This is a genomic window from Kitasatospora sp. NPDC058243 (assembly GCF_042882025.1).
Taxonomy (GTDB): Bacteria; Actinomycetota; Actinomycetes; order Streptomycetales; family Streptomycetaceae; genus Kitasatospora.
In genome coordinates this window covers 1-2,310 of record NZ_JBHVWW010000144.1, presented here as the reverse complement: position 1 = coordinate 2,310, position 2,310 = coordinate 1, and the positions used below count along the sequence as shown (strand labels likewise).

The window sequence follows — 2,310 nt, the reverse complement described above, 5'->3', positions numbered from 1 at the left end:
CAGGAAGGCCGGCGCCATCGCCACGATGTTCACCGGCCTCACCGTCGCCAACATCGTCGGCGTGCCGCTGGGTACCTTCATCGGCCAGGCCGTCGGCTGGCGCGTCACCTTCGCCGGCGTCGCCGCGCTCGGCGTGGTCGGCCTGCTCGGCATCGCCAAGCTCGTTCCCGCCCTGCCCCGCCCCGAGGGCGCCCACCTGCGCCGCGAGCTCACGGCGTTCCGCAACCCGCAGGTCCTGCTCGCCATGGCGATGACCGTCCTCGGCTTCGGCGGTGTCTTCGCGGCGATCACCTACATCGCGCCGATGATGACCCACGTCGCCGGCTACTCGGACGGCGCCGTCACCTGGCTGCTGGTCCTGTTCGGTGTCGGGATGTTCCTCGGCAACCTGCTCGGCGGCAGGTTCGCCGACCGCAAGCTGATGCCGATGCTCTACGCCTCCCTCGGCGGACTCGCCGTCGTGCTGGCCCTGTTCACCCTCACCGCGCACAACAAGATCCTCGCCGCGGTCTCCATCCTGCTCGTCGGGGCGCTCGGCTTCGCCACCGTCCCGCCACTGCAGAAGCGGGTCCTCGACCAGGCGCACGGCGCGCCCACCCTGGCCTCCGCCGTCAACATCGGCGCCTTCAACCTCGGCAACGCCCTCGCCGCCTGGCTCGGCGGCCAGGTGATCGCGGTCGGCCTCGGCTACACCGCCCCGAACTGGGTCGGCGCGCTGCTCGCCGGAGCCGCGCTCCTGCTGGCCGTCTGGTCCGCCGTCCTGGAGCGCCGCACCCCCGTACGGGAGGGCGTCGTCACCGCCGCTCCCGTCCCCGTCCACCACTGACAGTTCCCCTCCCCAGTTCCCCTCTCCCCGTTCCTTCCAGGAGTAGCGCCACCATGAGCACCACCCTCACCCCGCTGACCACCGCCGACGCCGAGACCCTCGTCGCCGCCGCCCGCCGCGCCGCCCAGGCGGCCGGGGTCGCGGTCAGCGTCACCGTCCTGGACGCGGGCGGTCACCTGCTCGCCTTCCTCCGCGACGACAGCGCCGTGCTGATCTCCGGGGAGACCAGCACCCGCAAGGCGTACACCGCCCTCCAGCTGGGCGCCCCCACCGCCGACCTGGTCGACCTCGTCAAGCCGGACGGACCGTTCCACACCCTGGCCACCGCGCTCGACCGGCCGCTCCTCTTCATCGCCGGTGGCGTCCCGATCCACCGCGACGGCAAGCTCGTCGGCGCCATCGGCCTCGGCGGCGGCGCCCCGGAGCAGGACCACTCCTTCGCCACCGCCGCGCTGGCGGAACTCGCCCGGTGACCCGCACGCCGCAGGAGGTCCTCGCCGACCACGGGCGACGCCTGGGCACCGGGGGCCTCGACCACATCGCCGGGAACCACACCGAGGACTCATCAGCGCCCAGACCGTCCGCTACACCCTCACCGACCTCCCCCGCTGAATGGAAGCACGCACCATGAACAACCCCACCGTCCCCACCGTGAAGCTCAACAACGGCGTCGAGATCCCCCAGCTCGGCTTCGGCGTCTTCCAGGTGCCCGACGCCGAGACCACCGCCGCCGTCGCCTCCGCCCTGGAGGCCGGCTACCGCAGCATCGACACCGCCGCGATCTACGGCAACGAGACCGGCGTCGGCCGCGCCCTGGCCGCCTCCGGCCTGCCGCGCGAGGACCTGTTCGTCACCACCAAGCTGTGGAACGCCGACCAGGGCTACGACGCCACCCTGCGCGCCTTCGACGCCGGCCTCGCCAAGCTCGGCCTCGAGTACCTCGACCTGTACCTGATCCACTGGCCCACCCCGGCCCGCGACCTCTACCTGGACTCCTGGCGCGCCATCGAGCGCCTCGCCTCCGAGGGCCGCATCCGCGCCGCGGGCGTCTCCAACTTCCAGCCCGCCCACCTCCAGCGCCTGCTGGACGAAAGCCGGTTGGTGCCCGCCGTGAACCAGGTCGAGCTGCACCCCGGCCTCCAGCAGGCCGAGCTGCGCGCCTTCCACACCGAGCACGGCATCGCCACCGAGGCGTGGAGCCCGCTCGCCCAGGGCGCCGTCCTGGACGACCCGGCGATCACCGCGATCGCCGCCCGCACCGGCAAGTCCGCCGCCCAGGTGGTCCTGCGCTGGCACCTCCAGCTCGGCAACATCGTCATCCCGAAGTCCGTCACCCCGGCGCGTATCCGCCAGAACCTGGACGTCTTCGACTTCCAGCTGACCGACGAGGACATGGCCGCCATCGCCGCCACCGACCGCGACCTGCGGACCGGCCCGCACCCGGACCAGTTCAACTGACCGACCCCGCACCCCCGGAAGCCCGC

At 72.8% G+C, this 2,310-nt stretch carries 3 protein-coding genes; all 3 read left to right on the top strand.

Annotation, left to right across the window (positions count from 1 at the left end):
• Window positions 1–826 (top strand): MFS transporter (locus tag ACFVX9_RS39610; RefSeq protein WP_387987134.1); only part of this gene is annotated, 826 nt, incomplete at its 5' end.
• Window positions 827–879: 53 nt separating this feature from the next.
• Entirely contained in the window at window positions 880–1,299 is a 420-nt protein-coding gene (locus ACFVX9_RS39605) for a heme-binding protein (protein WP_063351790.1), read from the top strand.
• Between the two features lie 154 nt (window positions 1,300–1,453).
• On the top strand, window positions 1,454–2,284 hold the full coding sequence (locus ACFVX9_RS39600; RefSeq protein ID WP_387987130.1) for an aldo/keto reductase: 831 nt from the start codon (window positions 1,454–1,456) through the stop codon (window positions 2,282–2,284).
• The last annotated feature ends 26 nt before the right edge of the window (window positions 2,285–2,310 follow it).

Bases quoted from the DNA above. Each gene is read 5' to 3' on its own strand.
- ACFVX9_RS39605 (WP_063351790.1), top strand. From the start codon at position 880: ATGAGCACCACCCTCACCCCGCTGACCACCGCCGACGCCGAGACCCTC.
- ACFVX9_RS39600 (WP_387987130.1), top strand. From the start codon at position 1,454: ATGAACAACCCCACCGTCCCCACCGTGAAGCTCAACAACGGCGTCGAG.